11 protein-coding genes and 1 pseudogene are annotated in these 15421 nt (G+C 71.1%); 5 read left to right on the plus strand and 7 right to left on the minus strand.

Going from position 1 to position 15421, the window contains the following annotated elements; all coding sequences use genetic code 11:
• The first annotated feature begins 25 nt into the window (after positions 1-25).
• Together V8690_RS12920 and V8690_RS12925 are read left to right on the plus strand one after the other, a co-directional pair.
• Positions 26-3004, plus strand: coding sequence for a beta-galactosidase (locus V8690_RS12920; RefSeq protein ID WP_338778437.1), 2979 nt, complete (start codon positions 26-28; stop codon positions 3002-3004).
• A 90-nt stretch (positions 3005-3094) separates the two neighbouring features.
• Complete coding sequence (locus V8690_RS12925; RefSeq protein ID WP_338778438.1) at positions 3095-4195, plus strand: hypothetical protein; 1101 nt, start codon at positions 3095-3097, stop codon at positions 4193-4195.
• A gap of 9 nt (positions 4196-4204) precedes the next feature.
• Here V8690_RS12925 and V8690_RS12930 read toward each other — a convergent pair whose 3' ends face one another.
• The 5 genes from V8690_RS12930 to V8690_RS12950 all read right to left on the minus strand — a co-directional run bounded on the left by V8690_RS12930 (position 4205) and on the right by V8690_RS12950 (position 9940).
• Positions 4205-5719 (minus strand): alpha-N-arabinofuranosidase, encoded by a 1515-nt coding sequence (locus tag V8690_RS12930; protein ID WP_338778439.1) that lies wholly within the window; start codon positions 5717-5719, stop codon positions 4205-4207.
• Between the two features lie 93 nt (positions 5720-5812).
• The gene (locus V8690_RS12935; RefSeq protein ID WP_338778440.1) at positions 5813-6787 is read right to left on the minus strand and encodes an arabinan endo-1,5-alpha-L-arabinosidase; all 975 of its coding nucleotides are present in this window, start codon (positions 6785-6787) and stop codon (positions 5813-5815) included.
• The gene (locus tag V8690_RS12940; protein ID WP_338778442.1) at positions 6784-7650 is read right to left on the minus strand and encodes a carbohydrate ABC transporter permease; all 867 of its coding nucleotides are present in this window, start codon (positions 7648-7650) and stop codon (positions 6784-6786) included. The genes V8690_RS12935 and V8690_RS12940 overlap by 4 nt, the downstream gene beginning before the upstream one ends.
• Complete coding sequence (locus tag V8690_RS12945; protein WP_338778444.1) at positions 7647-8585, minus strand: sugar ABC transporter permease; 939 nt, start codon at positions 8583-8585, stop codon at positions 7647-7649. The genes V8690_RS12940 and V8690_RS12945 overlap by 4 nt, the downstream gene beginning before the upstream one ends.
• The gene (locus V8690_RS12950) at positions 8582-9940 is read right to left on the minus strand and encodes an extracellular solute-binding protein (protein ID WP_338778445.1); all 1359 of its coding nucleotides are present in this window, start codon (positions 9938-9940) and stop codon (positions 8582-8584) included. Before V8690_RS12950 ends, V8690_RS12945 begins: the two co-directional genes overlap by 4 nt.
• A 233-nt stretch (positions 9941-10173) precedes the next feature.
• Between V8690_RS12950 and V8690_RS12955 the strand changes: the two genes are divergently transcribed.
• The 3 genes and pseudogenes from V8690_RS12955 to V8690_RS12965 all read left to right on the plus strand — a co-directional run bounded on the left by V8690_RS12955 (position 10174) and on the right by V8690_RS12965 (position 13409).
• Positions 10174-10788: a toxin-antitoxin system, toxin component family protein gene (locus tag V8690_RS12955; RefSeq protein WP_338778447.1), complete on the plus strand. Its 615-nt coding sequence runs from the start codon at positions 10174-10176 to the stop codon at positions 10786-10788.
• Positions 10785-12005, plus strand: coding sequence for an MAB_1171c family putative transporter (locus V8690_RS12960; RefSeq protein WP_338778448.1), 1221 nt, complete (start codon positions 10785-10787; stop codon positions 12003-12005). Before V8690_RS12955 ends, V8690_RS12960 begins: the two co-directional genes overlap by 4 nt.
• Positions 12002-13409: pseudogene (locus V8690_RS12965) on the plus strand (pyridine nucleotide-disulfide oxidoreductase). The gene V8690_RS12960 and the pseudogene V8690_RS12965 overlap by 4 nt, the downstream one beginning before the upstream one ends.
• 90 nt (positions 13410-13499) lie before the next feature.
• Here the strand turns inward: V8690_RS12965 and V8690_RS12970 are convergent.
• Together V8690_RS12970 and V8690_RS12975 are read right to left on the minus strand one after the other, a co-directional pair.
• Entirely contained in the window at positions 13500-14363 is an 864-nt protein-coding gene (locus V8690_RS12970; RefSeq protein ID WP_338778450.1) for an SMP-30/gluconolactonase/LRE family protein, read from the minus strand.
• A complete protein-coding gene (locus V8690_RS12975; protein ID WP_338778452.1) occupies positions 14360-15133 on the minus strand; it encodes an IclR family transcriptional regulator in 774 nt (257 codons plus the stop codon). The genes V8690_RS12970 and V8690_RS12975 overlap by 4 nt, the downstream gene beginning before the upstream one ends.
• Positions 15134-15421 lie beyond the last annotated feature (288 nt).

A 15421-nucleotide genomic window follows, 5' to 3' on the forward strand; every position in this document is an offset into this window, starting at 1 on the left:
CGGCAGCACAACAGGAGGCGCTCCCTTGGAGCTCAGCAGGCGTACCTTCAACGCTCTCGCCGGCACGGCGGCGCTCGGCTTCGCGCTGACCGGCAGCGGGTCGCCGACCTCCGCCCACACGGCACGGAACGTGCCCACGGGCCCGCCGCCACCGGTGCCGAGCGCGGACGGCAGGCGGCACGAGATCGGCTTCGACCGGTACTCACTGCTGGTCGACGGCCGGCGTCTGGTGCTCTGGTCGGGCGAGCTGCACCCCTTCCGGCTGCCGAGCCCTTCCCTGTGGCGGGACATGCTGGAGAAGATGCGTGCGCACGGCTACAACGCCGTCAGCGTGTACGTCGCCTGGAACTACCACTCCCCCGCCCCCGGCCGGTACGACTTCACCGGTGTGCGCGACCTGGACCTGTTCCTGCGCATGGCCGCCGAGACCGGTCTGTACGTAATCCTGCGGCCCGGCCCCTACATCAACGCGGAGATCGACGCCGGCGGCTTCCCCGGCTGGCTGACCGCGACCGAGGGCACGGCCCGGACCTCCGACCCGACGTATCTGCGGTACGTCGACGAGTGGCTGTCCGCCGTCAACGCCATCGTCGCGAAGCGCCTGTTCACCCGGGGCACGGGCACGGTGCTGCTGTACCAGATCGAGAACGAGTACGACGCCCACGTCGACGAGCCGACCGGGCGCGCCTACATGTCGTACCTGTACGAGAAGGTCCGCAAGGACGGCATCGACGTGCCGCTGTTCCACAACGACAAGGGGCGGAACGGGGACTGGGTGCCCGGGTCGTTCGGCACCGGCGGTGAGAAGGGGCGCTGGCTGTACGGGTTCGACGGATACCCGGAGCCGGACGAGGTGCCGCCCGACTGGGGACACTTCGGGACCGGCGGGGCGAAGGGCGGGGCCACGGCCAGTCCGCGGACTCCCGGGTTCATGCCCGAGTTCGGCGGGGGCTGGTTCGACCCGTGGGGCGGGTCCTGGTTCGACGGCAAGGGGTACGCCGAGGCGGGCCGGACCCGGGACGCGGCGTACGAGCGGCGCTTCTACCTCACCAATCTCGCCAACGGCATCACGCTGCACAACGTCTACATGACGTACGGCGGCACCTCCTGGGGCTGGCTGCCCGCGCCGGTCGTCTACACGTCGTACGACTACGGCGCTGCCTTCGACGAAGCCCGCAACGCCACTTCGAAGCTCGCCCCGATGCACCAGATCGGGCAGTTGCTGCGGTACGTGCCGGACCTCGCCAGGCTGAACCGGGCGAAGGCCGTACGGGCCGCCGACGAGCGGATCAAGGTCTACCACCTGGCCAACCCGGACACCGGCGCCCACTTCTACGTCCTGCGCAACGACTCCCGTGAGGCGGTCACCTCGACGCTGCCCGACGCCGGGATCGACGTGCCGGTCACGGTCCCGGCGCGGGACGCCAAGCTGATCGCCGCCGGGCTGAGACTCGGGAAGCGGACGCTGGTGCACGCCACCGTGCAGCCCATGCTGAGCCTGACCGCAGGGCGGCAGGACATCGCCGTGTTCACGGGCCGGCGGGGCGATCTGGCGCAGGTCGTACTGGACTGCGCGGACGAGCCGACGCCCATGCGGCTGGACGCGGAGCCCGCGTGGTCCTGGAACCTCGGCAAGCTGAACGTCACCGCACCGCTCGGCGCCGGCGGGCTGAGCCGGGTGCGGGTCGAGGGCGACGGCGTGGACACTCCTATGCTGCTGCTGTTCGCCGACGACGCGACGGCCCTGCGGCTGTGGCCCTACGAGACGCCGTCCGGCCCACTCCTCGTCTACGGCCCGGCGCTGTTGCGCTCGGCCGCCCTGCGCGGCTCCACGGTCCACCTCACCGGCGACACCACCGGCGAGACCGGCCTGGAGGTGTGGGGGCCGCGCGGGATCACCCATGTCACGTGGAACGGGCGCCCGGTGCCCACCCGGATCAGCGCCTCCGGCAGCCTGCTGGCGCTCCGCCCGCTCCCGGGCGTGACCGCGCCGGCCCTGCCCGCCCTCGACGGCTGGCGGCGGCGGACCGAGAACCCGGAGGCCGAGCCCGGCTTCGACGACTCGGGCTGGACGACGGCCGACAAGAAGACGTCCTTCAGCACGACGCCCGTGCCCGAGGGGCAGCCCGTCCTGTTCGCCGACGACTACGGCTTCCACTACGGCGACGTCTGGTACCGGGGCGAGTGGACGGAGGCGAGCGGCCTGGAGTCCGTGTCCCTCGACTACAGCACGGGCACGCAGGGCCTGCTGATGGCCTGGCTGGACGGCGAGCCGCTGGGCACGCACCGGATGCCGGTGCCGGACAAGGACCGGGCACGGCAGGGGACGTGGACGGCCAAGGCCACCTTCGCCCTGCCGAAGGAACTGCGGAAGAGGTTCCGTGAGGACCGCCGCGCAAGCGGTGACCGGCACGTCCTGTCCGTGCTCGTCCGGCGGATGCAGCACGACATGGACGGCAGGGCGCTCGACACCCACAAGGCCGCGCGCGGGCTGACCGCCGTCACGTTCAAGGGCGCCTCCCCGAAGGTGACCTGGCGGATCCAGGGCGCGTCGACGCACGACCCGGTGCGCGGGGCCGTGAACAACGGCGGGCTGTACGGGGAGCGCCAGGGCTGGCATCTCCCGGAGTACGACGACGGGGACTGGAAGGACGCCGAACTGCCGCGTGCCGACCGGCGGCAGGGCGTCACCTGGTACCGGACGGACTTCCGGCTGGACGTCCCCCCGGGCGTCGACGCCTCCGTCGGACTCGTCCTCGACGACGACCCGAAGCGGGCCTACCGGGTCCAGATCTTCCTCAACGGCTGGAACATGGGCCAATACATCAACGACGTAGGCCCGCAGCACACGTTCGTACTGCAGAACGGGATCCTCCGCACACGAGGTGCCAACACACTGGCGTTGGCGGTGTTGTCCGACGGAACCACACCGTCGGGCCCGGGGGATGTCCGGCTCACACTGTTGGGCGCCGCCGCCGGAGGGGTTCCCGTCAAGCCGGTGTGACCGGATCGAGCCGTCCCCGCGCATTGCCTTCTCGGGCAGGCTGGGCCACCGTGTTGGCCTTTCAGGGCTGCCGACAGGGAGGGGAACCTCGTGCGAAGACGGCGTTTCATCGGTGGATTAGGCGGACTGGTCGGGGCCGGGCTCGCCTCGATGCGGGGCGGAACGGCCTGGGCGGCTCCCGGTCTCCTGGGTGAGGCCCGCACATGGGAGGCGGTCGCCGCCCCCGCGGCCACCCCGGCCGCCCATTTGCTCGACGTGGCGGCATCCGGCCCGGACCTCGCCTGGGCCGTGGGCGAGGAGGGCCGCAGCGGCAGTGTCAGGGGGACGGCACTGACCCTCGTGTGGGACGGCACCGCCTGGCAGCGCACCGACTTCGGCTTCGGCGGCTATCTGGGCTCCGTCGCCGCCGCGTCCGACGGCCGCGCCTGGGCCGTCGGCACCGACACCTCCGGCACCGCCCGGCTGCTCGCCTGGGACGGACTGACGTGGCGGGAGGCCGACTTCCCCGGGCGCGGGGCGCCCGGCACGTCCCTCGCCGCCGTCACGACCGGACCCCGGGGGCACGTGTGGGTCTCCGGCCGGAACAGCGACGGCTCGGTGCTGCTGCACGGCCACCGGGGCAGGTGGACCTGGCTGGAGGCACCCCCGGCCACGACCACCATCCCGCCCTACGGCATCCACCGCGCGTCCTGCGGCGACGTCTGGGTCTACGGCAGTGAGCTGGTCGCCCGCTGGGACGGAGCGGCCTGGACCGTGCTTCCGGCGCCCGGCGGCATCCGCGCCGGCTTCACCGGGCTGCTCGCGGTCGCCCGCGACGACATCTGGATGACCGGCTACGACTACGGCGTCGGCGGCCCGCCCGGCAAGCCCCCCGGCGTCCGGCTGCTGCACGGGGACGGCAGCAGCTGGGAGAGCGTCACGGCACCGTTCGGCGTCGGCATGCTGAGCGGCATCGTGGGTGACGCGCAGGGGCGGCCCGACCGTATCGCCGGGTGGGACTTCTGGGACCAGACGCGGGCCCACTACCTGCGGTGGGACGGCACGGCCTGGGTGAGCGAGCGGGGGCCGGTGGCCACGACCCCCGTCGTCATGAACTCCCTTTCCGCCGTGCCGGGTTCGGGCGGTTACTGGGCGGTGGGGACGACGTCGTCCTCGCCGTCCTCGTCCGCCCAGCTGCGCATCGAACGCTGACCGGGGGCCTCACGCCAGCCGGAGCACGTTCCAGGACAGCGGCTCCAGGACGGTGCTCAGCGTGCCGTCCTGGAGAGCCGTGCCGTCGGCCGCGTGCGGGGCGACCCGTTCGGGATCGTCGAGGGTGTTGCGGGCGTCGGGGTCGGCGTCCGCGAGGACGCTGTGCTCGACGACGCGGGTGAGGTCGAGGCCGTTCAGGGCGACCTCGAGCGGGAGCGCCTCGGTGCGGCTGCGGTTCACCGCGAAGACCGTGACCGTGCCGTCCTCGGCGCGTACGGCCGTGGCGTGCAGCAGGTCCGTCTCGCCGTACTTCTTCGTCTCGTACGTCGGCGAGTCCACGCGGACGTCGAGCACCTGGCCGCGGCCGTACTTGCTCGCCTGCGCGAAGGGGAAGAAGGTGGTCTGCCGCCAGGCCGGGCCGCCCGGCTCGGTCATGATCGGCGCGATGACGTTGACGAGCTGGGCGAGGCAGGCGACCGTGACGCGGTCGGCGTGCCGGAGCAGGGCGATGAGGAGCGAACCGAAGACGACGGCGTCGGTGACGCTGTAGTTGTCCTCCAGGAGGCGGGGGGCCTCGGGCCAGTCGTCCTGCTCGAAGGTCTTCGCGTGCGACTCCCACTCGGGCAGGTACCAGACGTTCCACTCGTCGAAGGAGAGGTTGATCCGCTTCTTCGACTTGAGCTTCGCGCCCACGTGGTCGGCGGTCGCCACGACGTTGTCGATGAAGGACTCCATGTCGACGGCGGAGGCCAGGAAGGAGTCGATGTCGCCGTTCTCGGGCCAGTAGTAGGCGTGCAGCGAGATGTAGTCGACGAGGTCGTACGTCTCCTTGAGAACGGTCGCCTCCCACTCGGCGAACGTCGGCATGGCCTGGCTGGAGGAGCCGCAGGCGACGAGTTCGACGCCGGGGTCCATCTGGCGCATGGCCCGGGCCGTCTCGGCGGCGACCCGGCCGTACTCCTCCGCGGTCTTGTGGCCGGTCTGCCAGGGGCCGTCCATCTCGTTGCCCAGGCACCACAGCTTGATGCCGAAGGGGTCCTTGTCGCCGTGGGTGACGCGGAGGTCCGACAGGGCTGTGCCCTCGGTGTGGTTGGCGTACTCCTGGAGCTCGAGGGCTTCGGCGACACCTCGGGTGCCGAGGTTGAGCGCCATCATGGGCTCGGCCTGGGGGCCGATCTTGCGGAGGAAGTCGATGTACTCGGAGAGGCCGAAGCGGTTCGACTCCGTCGAGTGCCAGGCGAGGTCGAGGCGGCGAGGGCGATTCTCAGCCGGGCCGACCGAGTCCTCCCACTTGTAGCCGGAGACGAAGTTGCCGCCCGGGTAGCGGACGGCTGTGACGCCGAGTTCGCGGACGAGGTCCAGGACATCCTGGCGCAGGCCCTTGTCGTCGGCTGTGGGGTGGTCCGGTTCGAAGATGCCGGTGTAGACGCAGCGGCCGAGGTGTTCTACGAAGCTGCCGAAAAGGCGGGGGTCGACCTCACCGACTGTGAAAGCGGGGTCGAGGGTGAAGCGGGCGGTGTGCATGCTTGCCTTTCGAGGTTCAGTTCCGTCTGCGGGTGGTTCGTGGCTGGGCGCGCCAGCGCGGCGGAGCCGCACATCGAGCACGGCCCCGCGCCCCTAAGGAAGGAGCGTTGGCCAGCCGTTTCTTGTCCAGTGCAGGGTGTTGAGCCCGAGCTTGGGCGTCCCCGAGTCCTCTGCGTCGTAGTAGTGGTACGCCAGGACATCCTTCCCCCGGTCCCGGAAGACCGACTCGCCGCCCGTGCCGATGTAGCGGCCGTGGCCCTGGAGTACCAGGTCGCCGCCGCCCTCCAGCAGCGGCTTGCCCGTGCTGTCGACGTACGGGCCGGTCACGGACGTCGATCTGCCCACTCTGATCTTGTACGTGGAGTTCACGCCCTGGCAGCAGGCGTCGTAGGACGCGAAGAGGTAGTAGTAGCGGCCGTGCCTGACGATGTACGGGCCCTCGACGGCGTACGGGGCGTCCGGGCGGGTGGCCAGGTGATGGACCCGGGCGCCCGGGACCGCCTTGCCCGTCTTCGGGTTCAGCTCGACCATCCGGATGCCGGTCCAGTACGAGCCGAAGGACATCCACAGCCTGCCGTCGGCGCGGATGATCGCCGGGTCGATGGCGTTCCAGGTGTCGGTCGGCTCCGAGGTGAAGACCTTGCCGTGGTCGGTCCACGTGCCGGGCAGGCCCGTGCGGGACGTGGCGACGCCGATCGCGGAGTGGTTGCTGCCCCAGGAGGAGACGGCGTAGTAGAGCCAGTAGCGGCCGTCGCGCCGGGAGAGGTCCGGGGCCCAGGGGTCGGCCTTGTCGTTGTACTCGTACCACCAGGCCGGGGGCTCGGCGAAGGCGTTGCCGGCGTCGGTCCAGTGCCTGCCGTCCTCGGACAGGCGGGCGCCGATGATGCCGCCGGTGGAGTAGGCGACGTAGCCGCCGGACTTCAGGCGGGAGACGGTCGGGTCGTGGATGATCTGCTGGCCGGTGAGCGGGCGGGGGTCGGGGTAGGTCTCCGCCGCCTGTGCCGTGTGGGGCGGCAGGGCCAGGAGGGTGGCCGCCGCCAGGGCGGTGAGGGTTCTGCGCAGGGTCACTGTCCCGCCAATCCCGTGTGGGCGACGCCCGCCACGATCTGCCTCTGGAAGAAGACGAAGACGATGATCAGGGGCAGGCCCGCCATCAGGCCGCCGGCCATGAGCTGGGCCCACTGGATGCCGTAGGAGTTCATGACGGTCGCGATGCCGTTCGGCATGGTCATCAGGTCGGGGTTGTTGGTCACCATGTACGGCCAGAGGAAGTTGTTCCACGAGGCGATGAACGTGAAGATGCCGACCGCGGCGAGGGAGGGGCGGGAGAGCGGGAGGACGATGGTGAAGAAGACGCGCCAGCGGCCCGCGCCGTCGATGAACGCGGCCTCCTCCAGTTCGCGCGGGATGCCCTGGAAGAACTTGTAGAGGATGTAGACCATCGCGGCGGGCGCGCACTGCGGCAGGATCATGCCCCAGTAGGTGTCGACCATGCCCATCTGCTGGACGGTGGTGAACAGCGGGACGCCGAGGACGGCGGGCGAGACCATGAGGCCGGCCATGACCAGGCCCATCAGGGCGTTCTTGCCGCGGAACTCGGTGCGGGCGAAGCCGTATCCGGCGAGGGAGCTGACCAGCAGGACGACGGCCGTGACGCAGACGGAGACGACGACGGAGTTCACGAACCAGTTGGTGATGTTGCCGGTTTCGAGGATGGCCTTCCAGGCCTGGGTGGTCCAGTCCTTCGGCAGCCAGTGCGTCGGCACCGCGACGGCCTCGGTCTCGGACTTGAGGGAGGTGAACAGGGCCCAGGCGAGCGGCGCCATGAACACCACGGAGACGGCGACGCCGAGCAGGGTGAGGACGATCTGGCTGGGGGTCCAGGGCTTGCGGGCCTTCGGGTCCCTGACGCGGATCTGCGTGGCGGTCATCGCACGCCCTCCTCACGCTTGCGCAGCAGCCACATCCGCGCGACGGCGACGGACGCGATGATCAGGAAGAAGATGATGGAGATCGCGGAGGCGTAGCCCACGCGGTAGCTGGTGAAGCCCTCTTCGAGGGTGTACTGGACGATGGTGCGGGTCGATTCCTCGGGGCCCGGGCTGAAGTCCATCATCACGACGGCCTGGTCGAAGACCTGGAGCGAGGCGAGGACCTGGAGGGCGACGACGAGGCCGGTGATGTTGCGCAGCATCGGCAGGGTGATGTGGACCATGCGGTGCCAGGCGTTCGCGCCGTCCAGCTTGGCGGCCTCGTAGAGGTGGTCGGGGATGCCCTGGAGCGCGGCGAGGTAGAGCAGGAAGCTGAAGCCGACCGTCCACCAGAGCGTGCAGATGACCACCGCGAGCATCGCGTAGGACTTGTCGGACAGCCACGGCGTCTCGAGGCCGAAGACGTGGTTGATCATTCCGGTGCCGGGGTTGAACAGCCACTGCCACAGGTTGGCGGCCACGGTCGACGGCAGCAGGAACGGGGCGAAGAAGCACAGCCGCCACAGCCACTTGCCGCGCTCGATGTGGTGGGCGAGCATCGCGAGGAAGAAGGCGAGGACCGCGATGCAGGGCACGACCAGGAGCGTGAAGTAGGCGCTGTGGCCCAGCGTGTCCCACATCAGCGGGTCCTTGAGGGCCTCGCGGTAGTTGTCGAGGCCGACGAGGTTCGCGTTGTCGCCGGAGATGTTGGCGTCGGTGAAGCTGAGGTAGACGCCGCGCAGCAGCGGCCAGATCACGAAGAGCGCGAACAGGGTGAGGAACGGGGCGACGAACCAGCCGCCGTGCTGGAAGCCCTGCTTGCGGCGGACGGTGGCGGTGTCGGCGGCGGTCTTCGCGCGCGCCGGTGCGAAGACGGTCTGAGCGCTGGTGGTCATGCGACCGCACCTCCCTGCGCGGCGGTCTTGCCGTCCATGGGGTTCTTCGACGCGAGCAGCCTGGTGAGCTCGCTCTTCATCCGGCGGGCGGCGGTGTCCGGCTCGGCGGAGCCCATCGTGGAGGAGACGACGATGGGGCCGACGCGCTGGGCGAGGATGCCGGTGGAGCCGGCGAACCACACCTTCGGTTCGGTGGCCTGGTGGTCCATGGCCGAGACGTACTCGTTCTGCGGGCTCATCTTCTTGTACGCGTCCGTGGACAGCACCGGCCGGTAGGCGGGGATGTGGCCGCCGAGCGCCCACTGCTGGGCGTGCCTGATGATGTAGGCGGCGAGTTGGTGGGCTCCCTCGTTGGCGGGGCCGCCGCGGTCGGACTGGTGCGGCAGGACGAAGGCGTGCGACTCGGCGTGTGTGGCGGGCTTGCCGAAGACGGGCGGCAGCGGGGTCGCGCCGTAGTCGATCTTCGCCGTGTCGTAGACCGGCACCGACCAGTTGCCCTCCCAGACGAAGGGGGAGCCGTTGACGAACTGTTCGGCGCTCGCGGTGCCCCCGAACCTCGGGATGGCGTACCCCTCGGTGATGTGCCGGCGCAGGAACTCCAGGACCTGGGTGGCCTTGTCGGTGTCGAAGGTGACCTCGGTGTCGGTGTCGTTGAACCAGGTGCCGCCGAGCTGGGTGTAGAAGGCGACGAAGAACCACCACTGGAAGTTCTGGTCGCTGTTCCATATGCCGATGGTCTGGAGGCCCCGCTTGGTGGCCTTCTTGGCCTCCTTGAGCACGTCGAACCACTCGTCGGTCGACGTCACGGGCACCATCCGGCCGTCGTCGCCGAGCAGCCCCGCCTTCTTCAGCACGTCCTTGCGGTAGAAGCAGAGCTGGACGTGACTGTCGAGCGGGACGGCGTAGAGCTTGCCGTCGATGACGCCGCGGTTCCACAGCTGGGGGTTGAAGTCCTGCTTCCGTACCCCGTACTTGGCAAGCAGGTCGACGTCCCAGGCGTCCAGGAGACGGCCGGGCGAGAACCCGGTCACCCGGCCCATGTGCATGACGCCGAGGTCGGGTGCGCGGTTGCCCGCGGCCGCCATGGCGAGCTTGGTGTAGAAGGGGCTGCCCCACTGGAGGGTGGAGTCCTTCACCGCGATGTCCGGATGGTCCTTACGGAAGGAGTTGAGCATCGCGATCATGTTGTAGCCGTCGCCGCCACTGAAGAGATTCCAGTACCGCACCCGTGTGTTGGCGTCCGAGGCGAGTGCGTCGGCTCCGGTGCCGAGCGCGGCGAAGCCGAAGCTGCTCGCGACGGAGATCCCGCCGAGCCCTGCGAGAAGCTGCCTGCGATTCAGGCCAGGTCGTCCCATGCCCTGCCCTTACTGTTCGATATACCGAATAATGCTCGTAACTTCGAACGGGACCGTAAGTTCGAAGCGCTTGCGCGTCAATGGATCGGACAGAAAGTTTGGGCAGGACTTTTGGGCGAGTTCGGTCGTTCCCTGTTGAACTACGGACATCCGATCGCATGACGCGCACACTTTGGGGCGCGTAGTCTCGGACGCGCGGCCAAGCCGTCGGCCGGCGGTGAGAAGGGGGAGCGATGGACTTCGCGGGCGCGCGGACGAGGGCGGCCCGAGTCACGGCCGCGCTCAGGCGCTCGCGGCGCGGCTCCGCCATGCGCGGCCTGGCCGCCGAGCTCGCCGCCGCGGTCCGGGCGCGGGAACAGGTCCCGGCCGACGTACGGTCGTTGTGCCGGGCGCTGTGCGCGGAGATGAGCACGCGGCGGGGCGGACGTCCCGTCGAGCTGCGTTTCGAACGCTTCCCCGACGAGATCGAAGTGACCGGGCTGTGGGTGGAGTTCCAGGACTTCGACCTGGTCATCGTCGAGGAGCGGGCCGAGGCGGTGCAGCAACTGGTCATCCTCGGGCATGAGTTGTGGCATCTGCACGCGGGGCACGACCACCACCACGTCGCCGGTACGGCGGTGGCCCGGGCCCTGGACCGCGAGCCCGGCTGGAAGTCCGCGGCGCTGACCGTGGCGGCCCGGGACGGCTCGCGCGAGCGGGACGAGGCCGAGGCCGACGAGTTCGGGCACCGGCTGGCGGCCGTGTTCCGCGCCTTCGCCAACGGCACTGTCCCGGACGGTCCGGACGCGGCCCTCGATCCGGTGCGGCGGTCGATGGGCTACCGCGGACGCGGAGGCGGCGCGCGATGACCCACGCACGGGACGTCCTCGGCGCCTACTCCGTCTCCTTCTGGCTGCCGATCGGGGCGCTGACCATCGCCCTGGTCATCAAGCTGCCCAGCCTGGTGAGGATGTGGCGGGACCCGATGCTGCGGGCCGTCGGCGGGCTGCTGCTGTTCGCCTGTGCCGTGTTCGTCTTCGCGTCCCCGTCGGTCATCGGCTGGACCAACCGCGTCACCGGCGTGCCGAACATCGCGGCACCGCTGGTGTACTCGCTGCTCACCGCGCTGTGCGCGTCCTGGCTGCTGCTGATCGTCGCCTGGCGCAACGGCCTGGCCGACCGCTCGTCCTCGACGCGCCGCGCCGCCCGCTGGGTCGTCTTCGCCTACGCGGGCGTGGTCGTCGCCCTGTGGGTGCTGTTCTGGCTCGCGGACGTCCCCGTGGAACGCCGCCGCGACCTGGACACGTACTACGCCAACACGCCCTTCATGCGCGAGGGAATCCTGCTCTACCTGCTCGCGCACACCGTGGCCTGCTCGGTCACGGCCCGGCTGATCTGGAACTGGGTCCGCACCGACGGCCTCGACGCCTGGCTGCGCTGGGGGCTGCGGCTCCTGGGCGTCGGCTACGCGACGAACCTGCTCTTCGACGTCACCAAACTCACCGCCGTCATCGCCCGGATGACCGGCCACGACCTGGACTGGCTGAGCACCTACCTGGCACCCTCGGCCGCCTGTCTGTCGGCCACCATGGTCGCGATCGGCTTCATCATCCCGCACGGCGGCCAGTACCTGCACGAGCGCTGGCGCATCCGGCTCGCCCACTGGCAACTGCGCCCCCTCTACCTGCTGCTGCGCACCGTGAACCGCGGCGGTGCCCCCTTCACCCCGCGCGCCACCGGCGAACTGCGCCTGATCCGCCGCGAGACGTACATCCGCGACGTGCTCCTCCAGCTCTCCCGGCACCTCGACGAGGACCTGCGGGAACGCTCCTACGACGCCGCCCTGGACCTCGGCTTCGAGCCCGGCCGGGCGAAGGCCCTGGCCGCCGCCGTCACGATCCTGGACGCCGTCGCCGCGCGGGAGCGGGCCCCGCGGACCGACAGTGCCGCCTCCCCGTCCGGCCCCGACACCGCCTATCTGCTCCAGGAGATCCAAGCCGTGTCCCTGGCCCTGCGCCACCGCGACCACATCGAGGCGGTACGCTCACGCGCGGCCGCCCCCGGGAGAGAGAACGCCCGCGCATGACTGACCGTCCCACCCCCGCCAGAACCGCCGTCGTCCTGGGGGGATCCCACTCCGGCATGCTCGCGGCCCGCGCCCTGGCCGACGTCGCCGACCGGGTCGTCGTCGTGGAGCGCGACGCGCTGCCCGCCGCTCCCGGCCCCCGCAAGGGGCTGCCGCAGGCCCGGCACGCGCACATGCTCTGGTCGGGCGGTGCGCGGGCCATGGAGGAACTGCTGCCGGGGATCACCGGGGCGCTGAGGAAGGCCGGGGCGAACCGGCTGCCGGTCACGACGGACGTCGTCGCCCTGGGCACGCGCGGCTGGTTCCGGCGCTGGGCCGAGTCCCACCACGTGATCCTCGCCGGCCGGGACCTGCTGGACGCGACGGTCCGCGCCCGCGTGCTGGCCGACCGGCGGATCGAGCTCGTCGAGCGGGCGGAGGCGGTGGGCCTGACCGGCACGGACGCGGCCGTCACGGGCGTACGGATCCGGCCCGGCGACGGCCCCGAGCGGACCCTCGACGCGGACCTGGTCGTCGACGCCTCGGGCCGCGGCTCCCAGGCCGCCCGGTGGCTGACCGCCCTCGGCCTGCCCCTTGCGGAGCGACGCGAGGTCGACGCGGGCCTGGCGTACGCCAGCCGCCTCTACCTGGCCCCCGCCGCGGCCCGCGACGACTTCCCGGTCATCAACGTGCAGCCCGACCGGCGGGACGGCGGACCGGGCCGGGCGGGCTTCCTGCTGCCCATCGAGGAGGGCCGCTGGATCGTCACCCTGTGCGGCACCCGGGGCGGCCAGGCCGTCCCCGGAGAACGACGACTTCGTCCGCTTCGCCCGCGAGGAACTGCGGCACCCCGTCATCGGCGAGCTGCTCGAACAGGCCGATCCGCTGTCCGACGTGGCGTTCACCCGCACCACCGTCAATCGCCGGCACTTCTACGAGCGGATGCCGGTGTGGCCCGCGAACTTCGCCGTCCTCGGCGACGCCCTCGCCGCGTTCAACCCGGTCTACGGACACGGCCTGGCCGTCGCCGCGCAGAGCGCCCTGCTCCTGCGGGACACGGTACGGCGGCACGGCTGGGCGGCTCCCGGGCTGTCCCGGCTGATCCAGAAGGCGGTGTCCCGCCCGGTCGGCGCGGCCTGGGACCTGGCGATCGGGCAGGACGTCTTCTACCCGGGCGCGACGGAGCAGGGCCCCACGCTCCGGGACCGGCTCGTGACCGCGTACGTCGACCGGCTGATGTACACGGCGACGGGCAACGGCCGCATCGCCCGCCGGGTGACGGACGTGACGTCACTGGAACGGGGGGCGGGGGTGCTGCTGACGCCGTCGGTGCTGGTGGCGGCGGCGGTGGGGCCCCTGAAGCCGGCACTGACGGCTCCGCCGCTGACGCCGGAGGAACGGAAGGCTGCCGGACTGGACACCTAGCTGCGGGCAGTCGTGCCGCTTGGGGCGGCACGGGTGGGCGCAGCGGCACCCCGCAGCGCCGGGTGGCACCCCCACCCCCACCAGCGGACCTCAGCCTTGGAACGCGGGCTGGGCGGCCCCCTTGCCCGCCCCCGGCACCACGAACACCGACCCCGCCAGCGCCGGCGGCTCCTTCAGCCCCGTCCGAGCCGTCGTGATGTACAGATCACTCAGCCCGGCCCCGCCGAACGCACAAGCCGTCACCAACGACACCGGCAACTCGATCACCCGATCCAGCCGCCCCTCCGGCGTATACCTGCGCACCGCCGCCCCTTGCCACAGCGCCACCCACACACAACCGTCGGCATCCACGGCCAGCCCGTCGGGAAACCCCGCGCCGTCCTCGACCTCGGCGAGGGTCCGCCGCCCGGACAGCCGCCCGTCCGCGTAGTCGAAGACGTCGACCCGCCGGGTCGGAGAGTCGATGTAGTACATGAGCCGCCCGTCGGGACTCCACCCCGTGCCGTTGCTCACCGCCACGTCGTCGAGGACCACCTCGACCGCGCCGTCACCGGTGATCCGGGACAGCGTGCCGCCCCCGGGTGCCTCGTCGTAGCGCATCGTGCCCGCCCACAGCGAGCCGTCCGGCGCGACGGCGGCGTCGTTGGCGCGACGGCCGGGCACGGGCTCGTGGTGCAGCCAGCGAAAGCCTCCGTGGGAGTCGCCGTCGGGGTCGAGGAGGCCGACCCCGTCGCGCAGGTTCAGCACCAGCCCCCCGTCGGCCCGCGGCTTGACGGCACCCACGTGCTGTTCGGTCCGGCGGACCGTGCGGCGCCCGGTGGCCGGGTCGTACGTGTGCACCCGGCAGCCGAGGATGTCGATCCAGAGGAGCCGGCCGGCCGCCGCGTCCCAGGTCGGCCCCTCGCCGAGCTCGGCCTCGGCCCGTACGGCGACCTCGTACGGCGTCGTCGTCATGCCACGCTCCGGTGGCCGAGGTGCTCGGACAGCTCGGCGGCGCCCTTCGCGGCGAGCTGCTCCAGCTCGGCGCGGCGCTCCTCGCTGAAGCGGATCATGGGCACGGAGATCGACAGGGCGGCGACGACCTGGCCGGTGCGGTCGCGGACGGGGGCGGCCACGCAGCTCACGTCCGGGTTGGACTCGCGGCTCTCCACGGCGATGCCCCGCTCACGGATCTCGGCCAGGGTCTCGCGCAGGACGGCCGGGTCGGTGATGCTGTTGGGGGTCATCGCGGCCAGCTCGGCGCCGTCGGGGATCCGCGCGGCGAGTTCGTGCTCGGGAAGGGAGGCCAGCAGCATCTTGCCGACGGACGTGCAGTGGGCGGGCAGCCTGCGCCCGGCCGCCGACACCATCCGCACGGCGTGCGTGGAGTCGACCTTGGCGATGTAGATGACGTCCGTGTCCTCGAGGATCGCCACGTGCACCGTCTCGTCGCAGGTCTCGGCGACGGACCGGGCGACCTGCTGCCCCTCGGCGGCGAGGTCGAGCTGCTCGGCGTAGCGGGCGCCGAGCTGGTACGGGCGTACGCCGAGCCGGTAGCGTCCGGGCTGGCCCGGCACGGGGACGATGTACTTCCGGGCGGCGAGCGTGGTCACCAGCTCGTGCACGGTGGTGCGCGGCAGCTGGAGCTTGCGCACGATGTCGGGGGCGGAGAGCGTCCCGTCCCCGTCGAGAAAGAGCTCGAGAATGTCGAGAGCCCGGGTCACGGCTGGTACGAGGCGTCCCACGACCGGCCCCCTCCCTATATGTCTCAGGCGCCTGTGTCAGCGATATCAACGTTCGAGATATCAACAGGCGATCGGCATGACGAACACAGGCTAGCCATAGACGTTTGCCCGGGCAATGGGCAGAGGCCTGGCGGGCGGAAACCCAAGAGCACGCCACAGACACGTTCAGTGCACATTGCAGTGCCCTTGTGCGACACGTCGCGACGAGGCCGTGCACCGGTTCCACACCTCGGTGGTGGTCCATCTGGACGCTCCGGCGTCCGGGCGGGCCACGACGAAGGAGCGGGC

Source organism: Streptomyces sp. DG1A-41, from assembly GCF_037055355.1.
In the GTDB taxonomy this organism is placed as follows: domain Bacteria; phylum Actinomycetota; class Actinomycetes; order Streptomycetales; family Streptomycetaceae; genus Streptomyces.

What these genes read in the sequence shown, in the direction of transcription:
- V8690_RS12930 (WP_338778439.1), bottom strand. Translation starts at nt 5,719, where the DNA reads ATGCACACCGCCCGCTTCACCCTCGACCCCGCTTTCACAGTCGGTGAG.
- V8690_RS12940 (WP_338778442.1), bottom strand. Translation starts at nt 7,650, where the DNA reads ATGACCGCCACGCAGATCCGCGTCAGGGACCCGAAGGCCCGCAAGCCC.
- V8690_RS12945 (WP_338778444.1), bottom strand. Translation starts at nt 8,585, where the DNA reads ATGACCACCAGCGCTCAGACCGTCTTCGCACCGGCGCGCGCGAAGACC.
- V8690_RS12950 (WP_338778445.1), bottom strand. Translation starts at nt 9,940, where the DNA reads ATGGGACGACCTGGCCTGAATCGCAGGCAGCTTCTCGCAGGGCTCGGC.
- V8690_RS12955 (WP_338778447.1), top strand. Translation starts at nt 10,174, where the DNA reads ATGGACTTCGCGGGCGCGCGGACGAGGGCGGCCCGAGTCACGGCCGCG.
- V8690_RS12960 (WP_338778448.1), top strand. Translation starts at nt 10,785, where the DNA reads ATGACCCACGCACGGGACGTCCTCGGCGCCTACTCCGTCTCCTTCTGG.
- V8690_RS12970 (WP_338778450.1), bottom strand. Translation starts at nt 14,363, where the DNA reads ATGACGACGACGCCGTACGAGGTCGCCGTACGGGCCGAGGCCGAGCTC.